Annotated in this window: 10 protein-coding genes; all 10 read right to left on the bottom strand. The window is 53.9% G+C overall.

The genetic code is table 11. The features are described from left to right. On the bottom strand, positions 1–608 hold a 608-nt coding region (locus AC128V_RS06365), incomplete at its 3' end, for a phosphohexomutase domain-containing protein (RefSeq protein ID WP_482763839.1). A gap of 15 nt (positions 609–623) precedes the next feature. Then, a complete protein-coding gene (gene rpsI / locus AC128V_RS06360) occupies positions 624–1,118 on the bottom strand; it encodes a 30S ribosomal protein S9 (RefSeq protein ID WP_482763838.1) in 495 nt (164 codons plus the stop codon). Positions 1,119–1,128: 10 nt separating this feature from the next. Next, a complete protein-coding gene (rplM, locus tag AC128V_RS06355) occupies positions 1,129–1,572 on the bottom strand; it encodes a 50S ribosomal protein L13 (RefSeq protein ID WP_482763837.1) in 444 nt (147 codons plus the stop codon). A gap of 112 nt (positions 1,573–1,684) precedes the next feature. Beyond that, positions 1,685–2,548, bottom strand: a complete 864-nt coding sequence (truA, locus tag AC128V_RS06350; RefSeq protein WP_482763836.1) for a tRNA pseudouridine(38-40) synthase TruA — start codon at positions 2,546–2,548, stop codon at positions 1,685–1,687. A 10-nt stretch (positions 2,549–2,558) separates the two neighbouring features. Next, a complete protein-coding gene (gene rplQ / locus AC128V_RS06345; RefSeq protein WP_482763835.1) occupies positions 2,559–3,194 on the bottom strand; it encodes a 50S ribosomal protein L17 in 636 nt (211 codons plus the stop codon). Positions 3,195–3,220: 26 nt separating this feature from the next. Then, the gene (locus tag AC128V_RS06340; protein ID WP_482763834.1) at positions 3,221–4,210 is read right to left on the bottom strand and encodes a DNA-directed RNA polymerase subunit alpha; all 990 of its coding nucleotides are present in this window, start codon (positions 4,208–4,210) and stop codon (positions 3,221–3,223) included. Between the two features lie 113 nt (positions 4,211–4,323). Next, a complete protein-coding gene (rpsK, locus tag AC128V_RS06335) occupies positions 4,324–4,728 on the bottom strand; it encodes a 30S ribosomal protein S11 (RefSeq protein ID WP_482763833.1) in 405 nt (134 codons plus the stop codon). Positions 4,729–4,758: 30 nt separating this feature from the next. Further along, entirely contained in the window at positions 4,759–5,136 is a 378-nt protein-coding gene (gene rpsM, locus AC128V_RS06330; RefSeq protein WP_482763832.1) for a 30S ribosomal protein S13, read from the bottom strand. A gap of 134 nt (positions 5,137–5,270) precedes the next feature. Next, positions 5,271–5,384, bottom strand: coding sequence for a 50S ribosomal protein L36 (gene rpmJ, locus AC128V_RS06325; RefSeq protein WP_007540807.1), 114 nt, complete (start codon positions 5,382–5,384; stop codon positions 5,271–5,273). 11 nt (positions 5,385–5,395) lie between these two features. After that, positions 5,396–5,617: a translation initiation factor IF-1 gene (infA, locus tag AC128V_RS06320; RefSeq protein WP_482763831.1), complete on the bottom strand. Its 222-nt coding sequence runs from the start codon at positions 5,615–5,617 to the stop codon at positions 5,396–5,398. Positions 5,618–5,706: the final 89 nt, after the last annotated feature.

Genomic DNA, 5,706 nt, shown 5'->3' with positions numbered 1-5,706 from the left:
ATAACGATTACCTTGGCTCCGGCGTCGGAGAAAATCTGCGGAGAAATAGCACTTGCCGCACCGTGAGCGCAGTCCAACACAATCTTCAAACCGTCAAGGCGATTCGGAAGCGTGCCAAGCAGGTGGAGAATGTAGCGGTCTTCGGCGTCTGAGAACCTGGTTACGCGACCAACTTCCGACCCAATTGGAGTCAGGGATTGACCCATAGCCCTTTCGATTTTGTCTTCGGTGGCATCTGCCAGCTTTTGACCGCCGCGAGCAAAGAACTTGATGCCGTTATCTGGAGCAGAGTTGTGGCTGGCCGAGATCATGACACCAAAATCGGCATCGATGTCTGCGGTTAGATACGCAGCTGCCGGGGTTGGAACTACTCCGGCATCAAAGACGTCGACGCCGGAAGATGCCAGTCCGGCTGCGACGGCAGCTGAAATAAAGTCACTTGAGATTCTTGGGTCGTGGGCAATAACAGCTCTTGGGCGATCACCGCGATTTCTGGCATCTGCGCCCAATACCAAGGCAGCAGCCTGCGCCAAACGAAGCGTGAATTCTGCGGTGATTTCCTTGTTCGCGGTTCCGCGAACACCGTCAGTGCCAAATAGCCTGCCCATGGCAGAAGCGTATCTTTAGCGCTTTGAGAACTGAGAAGCTTTGCGGGCCTTCTTCAAACCGGCCTTCTTGCTCTCAATGATGCGAGAGTCACGGCGGAGGAAGCCAGCCTTCTTCAAAGCAGCGCGGTTATTGTCGGTGTCAATCTCGTTCAGTGCACGAGAGATGCCTAGGCGAAGTGCTCCAGCCTGGCCAGCAATTCCGCCACCATCAATGCGAGAGATGACGTCGTATGCGCCCTGTAGCTCTAGCACCTTGAATGGGTCGGTGATTAGCTGCTGGTGCAGCTTGTTTGGGAAGTATTCCTCTAGGGTGCGGCCATTCACGGTGATCTTGCCGGTACCTGGGATTAGGCGAACGCGAGCAACTGCCTCTTTGCGACGGCCAGTGCCAGCACCATTCTGAGTCAGGTTGCCACGAGAGCGCACAGGCTTCTCAGGAGCACTCTCGGTGGTGTAAGAGGTCTCTACTACTGCCTCTTCTGCAACTTCTGCGACGATCTTCTCAGCCAATTGGTATTCCTTACTGGGCAATCTGGTCAATGACGAATGGCTTTGGCTGCTGTGCAACGTGTGGGTGGACAGCGCCCTTATAAACCTTTAGCTTGGAGAGCTGCTGGTCGCCAAGGGTGTTCTTTGGCAACATGCCGCGGATCGCCTTCTCAACTGCGCGCTCTGGGTTCTTCTCCAAAAGCTCAGAGTAAGTGGTAGCGGTTAGACCACCTGGGTAACCAGAGTGACGGTAAGCCTTCTTCTGTGCCAACTTCGAACCGGTTAGTGCAACCTTCTCTGCGTTGATGATGATGACGAAGTCACCGTTGTCCATGTGAGCAGCAAAGGTTGGCTTGTGCTTTCCGCGCAGCAAAACTGCGGCGTGAGAAGCTAGGCGACCCAAAACCACGTCGGTGGCGTCAATGATGAACCACTCGTGGGACAGCTCGCTGGCCTTTGGCGAATAAGTACGCACGCTAAATTACCTCTTAGTTTCTTATGTGTGATTCCGCATCAGTATCGCGGTTTCAAACCCTTTCGGCAGAGCCGAACCAAGGGCTAATTCTAGGGGACTAATTAGCCTTAGGTCAAACAGATATTTCCTCTGCGGTACGCCTTCTTCTAGCGCGCTGAGCCTGTTCGCCCAATTTTTCATCACTGGGGTACGAAATTGCGTCCAAAGTAAGGCCTCTTGGGTCGATTACCTTGACTTTTGCCCCTCGAACAGCGGACTCCTGCATGGCTTTGAGATCAGCGAGGCTATGGCGCTTTTCCCCTACTGCTATCAGGGATCCGACGATTGCCCTGACCATGTTGTGACAGAAAGCATCCGCTTCCAAAAAGACTTCAATAGCGTTATCCGGCAGTCTTGTGACGCTCAGGGTTCGCAGGTCACGAATAGTGGTCGCCCCCTCACGAGGCTTGCAAAAGGCACCAAAATCCCTAAGGCCAACTAGTAATTGGGTGCCCTGCTGCATCAAATCGACATCAAGCTCTTTTTTCACGCTCAAGGCATATCTGGCGCGCTTTGGGTTTGGCTTGCAGGCTCCGTCGGTAATCAAGTACTTGTAGCTGCGACCAATCGCCGAGAATCTGGCATCAAAGCCGTCCGCGGCAACTGAGATGCTGTGAACCGCGATATCAGATGGAAGTAGGTTATTTAGCCTTCTGGCCGTAAGCGGAGTTCTCCCGAGGCGCTTTTGCTGCTCAGGTGAGAGATCAAAGTGGCAAACCTGGTGATCTGCGTGGACGCCGGCATCGGTGCGACCAGCGATCCGCATCGCAAAATCGTTCTCGGTTGGCCCAAAAATCTGCTCCATGACCTCGAGCAAAACACCTTGGACGGTTCGAAGTTTTGGCTGTTTTGCCCAACCGTTAAAGTCAGTGCCGTCGTAGGCGAAGTCGACCCGGAAACGAGAAAACCCGCCAGCAAGACCAGCGGGTTCACTCATTTGCAATTCCTTATTCAGCGGTAGATGCGTCTGCCTCTGCGGCAGGTGCCTCAGCCTCGGCTGCTGGAGCCTCTTCGACCACCTCTGCAGCTGGAGCCTCTTCGACTGCCTCTGCAGCTGGAGCTTCGGTCTCAACAGCTGGTGACTCAGTCTCAGTTGCTGGGGTCTCGACCACAACTTCTTCAACTGCAGCTTCCTCGACAACCTCGTCCGCCACAACAGCTGCTGCTGCGGTGGTTGCGATGTTGTTAGTGAGCTTGACCTTGTTGGACTTTGGCTTTGGGTCTACAGCCTCTAGCACTAGCTCGATAACTGCCATAGGAGCGTTGTCGCCCTTACGGAAGCCAAGCTTGGTGATGCGGGTGTAGCCGCCCTGGCGCTCTGCCACTAGCGGTGCAATTTCAACGAATAGCTCGTGAACGACACCCTTGTCTAGGATCTGCTGCATTACGCGGCGACGTGCGTGTAGGTCACCGCGCTTTGCGAAAGACACTAGGCGCTCGGCAATTGGACGAAGGCGCTTGGCCTTGGTCTCAGTTGTAACGATGCGCTTGTGCTTAAACAGCGAGGTTGCCATGTTGTTGAGCATCAGACGCTCGTGGGCTGGACCGCCTCCGAGACGTGGGCCCTTAGTTGGGGTTGGCATTTTCTTCTCCTTGAGTTTCTACGCGTTTAGATCTGGTCGTCGTCGAAGCCGCCACCGAAGTAGGCCGCGTCGAATCCTGGAACTGCGTCCTTGAAGCGAAGGCCTAGAGAAGCAAGCTTCTCGCGAACCTCGTCAACAGACTTGGAACCAAAGTTGCGAATGTTCATCAACTGGTCTTCGCTCAAAGCGATTAGCTCTGAAACGGTGTTGATGCCCTCGCGCTTTAGGCAGTTGTAAGAACGAACGGTTAGGTCCAGGTCCTCAATTGGAGTTGATAGCTCGTTAGAAGCTGCAACCTCAACCGGTGCCGGTCCAATCTCGATACCCTCGGCCTCAGCGTTTAGCTCCTTGGCTAGGCCAAATAGCTCAACCAGGGTGGAACCAGCAGATGCAACTGCATCGCGAGGCTCAACCGAAGGCTTGGTCTCAACGTCAACAATTAGCTTGTCGAAGTTGGTGAACTCACCCGCACGAGTTGCCTCAACGCGGTAGGAAACCTTTAGAACTGGGCTGTAGATGGAGTCGACTGGAATTACGCCAGCTTCTGCATCTGCGTTGCGGTTCTGAGAAGCCTGAACATAGCCACGACCGCGCTCGATAACGAACTCGATCTCTAGCTTGCCCTTGGCGTTTAGAGTTCCGATTAGTAGCTCTGGGTTGTGCACCTCAACACCAGCAGGAACCTGGATGTCTGCTGCGGTCACAGGACCGGCAGCGCTCTTGGTGAGGTGAGCAACAACTGGAGCGTCGTGCTCGGAGGAAACCACAAGGTTCTTGATGTTGAGGATTACCTCAACAACGTCTTCCTTGACGCCTGGGATAGTGGAGAACTCGTGGCTAACACCCTGAATACGGATGTTGGTCACTGCTGCACCTGGAATCGAAGAAAGCAGGGTGCGACGTAGTGAGTTTCCAAGGGTGTAACCAAATCCTGGCTCCAGTGGATCCAGGATGAAACGTGAACGGTTAGGGCCTAGTACTTCTTCGTGAAGAGTTGGACGCTGTGCAATTAGCACTATTTGGTTCCTTTCATCTGAGTATCCGCTATTTGATACTCGTCTTTACACTCAGTGGCTTAGCTGAATGCTTTGAATCTTTAGTTGTGCTGGTGAATCCGAAAAAGCTTTAGTTAGACGCGACGACGCTTTGGAGGGCGGCAACCGTTGTGAGCCTGTGGGGTCACATCAGAAATTGAGCCAACCTCTAGGCCTGCGGCCTGAAGCGAACGAATTGCAGTCTCACGACCAGAGCCTGGGCCCTTGACGAATACGTCAACCTTCTTTAGACCGTGCTCCTGCGCCTTGCGGGCTGCAGACTCGGCTGCCATCTGGGCTGCGAACGGGGTTGACTTACGAGAACCCTTGAAGCCCACGTCACCGGACGACGACCAGGAGATTACTGCTCCGGTTGGGTCGGTGATGGTGATGATGGTGTTGTTGAAGGTCGAGCGGATGTGCGCCTGACCAGTTGGGATGTTCTTCTTATCCTTGCGACGAGGCTTGCGGGCCGCTGCGGATGCCTTAGGTGCTGCCATTTTTTTATCTCCTAAATCCTTCGGCCGCTATTAGCGGGCTGCCTTCTTCTTACCGGCGACAGTGCGCTTTGGACCCTTGCGAGTACGAGCGTTTGTCTTGGTGCGCTGTCCGCGGACCGGAAGTCCCTTACGGTGGCGCAGTCCCTCATAGGAACCGATTTCAACCTTGCGGCGGATGTCTGCTGCAACGTCGCGTCGCAGGTCACCCTCAACCTTGTAGTTCTTCTCGATCTCGTCGCGAAGTGCAATCAACTGGTCGTCAGTTAGGTCCTTGACGCGAACCGACTCGTCGATTTTGGTGGTCTTTAGAATCTCGCTTGAGCGAGTGCGGCCAACGCCGTAGATGTAGGTAAGGGAGATAACCACGCGCTTGTCGCGAGGGATATCTACTCCAGCAATACGTGCCATTTGGATTTTCTCCTGTTTGAAAGAAGGTCTTCGGAATTACCATCTCGATCTGGCGGATCGGGCCCCGGCCTTCTTTCCGGGGGTTAGCTTTACGCTTGGTGATTCCTTGAGTATTTAGTTATGGGTTAGGGCAATTAGCCCTGGCGCTGCTTGTGACGAGGGTTCTCGCAAATAACCATCACGTTGCCGTGACGACGAATCACCTTGCACTTGTCGCAGATCTTCTTAACGCTCGGGTTAACCTTCATGCTCTTACTTTCTACTTGTAGCGGTAAATGATGCGGCCGCGAGTCAGGTCGTACGTGGAAAGCTCTACGATCACGCGGTCTCCGGGGAGAATGCGGATGTAGTGCTGACGCATTTTGCCCGAGATGTGGGCTAGGACAATGTGTCCGTTGGTCAACTCCACACGAAACATTGCGTTCGGTAGAGCTTCAACAACCGATCCCTCGATCTCGATGACGCCGTCTTTGTTGGCCATGCACTCACTTATTCACTACTTTTGGTAGCGTCACAAACACGCAAAACCGCTCAAAATTCAGAATGATTTCACGTTAGAAACGCCGAGGA

The sequence above is a fragment of the Aquiluna sp. genome, from assembly GCF_965064355.1.
This window is presented reverse-complemented; position numbering and strand designations above follow the sequence as displayed.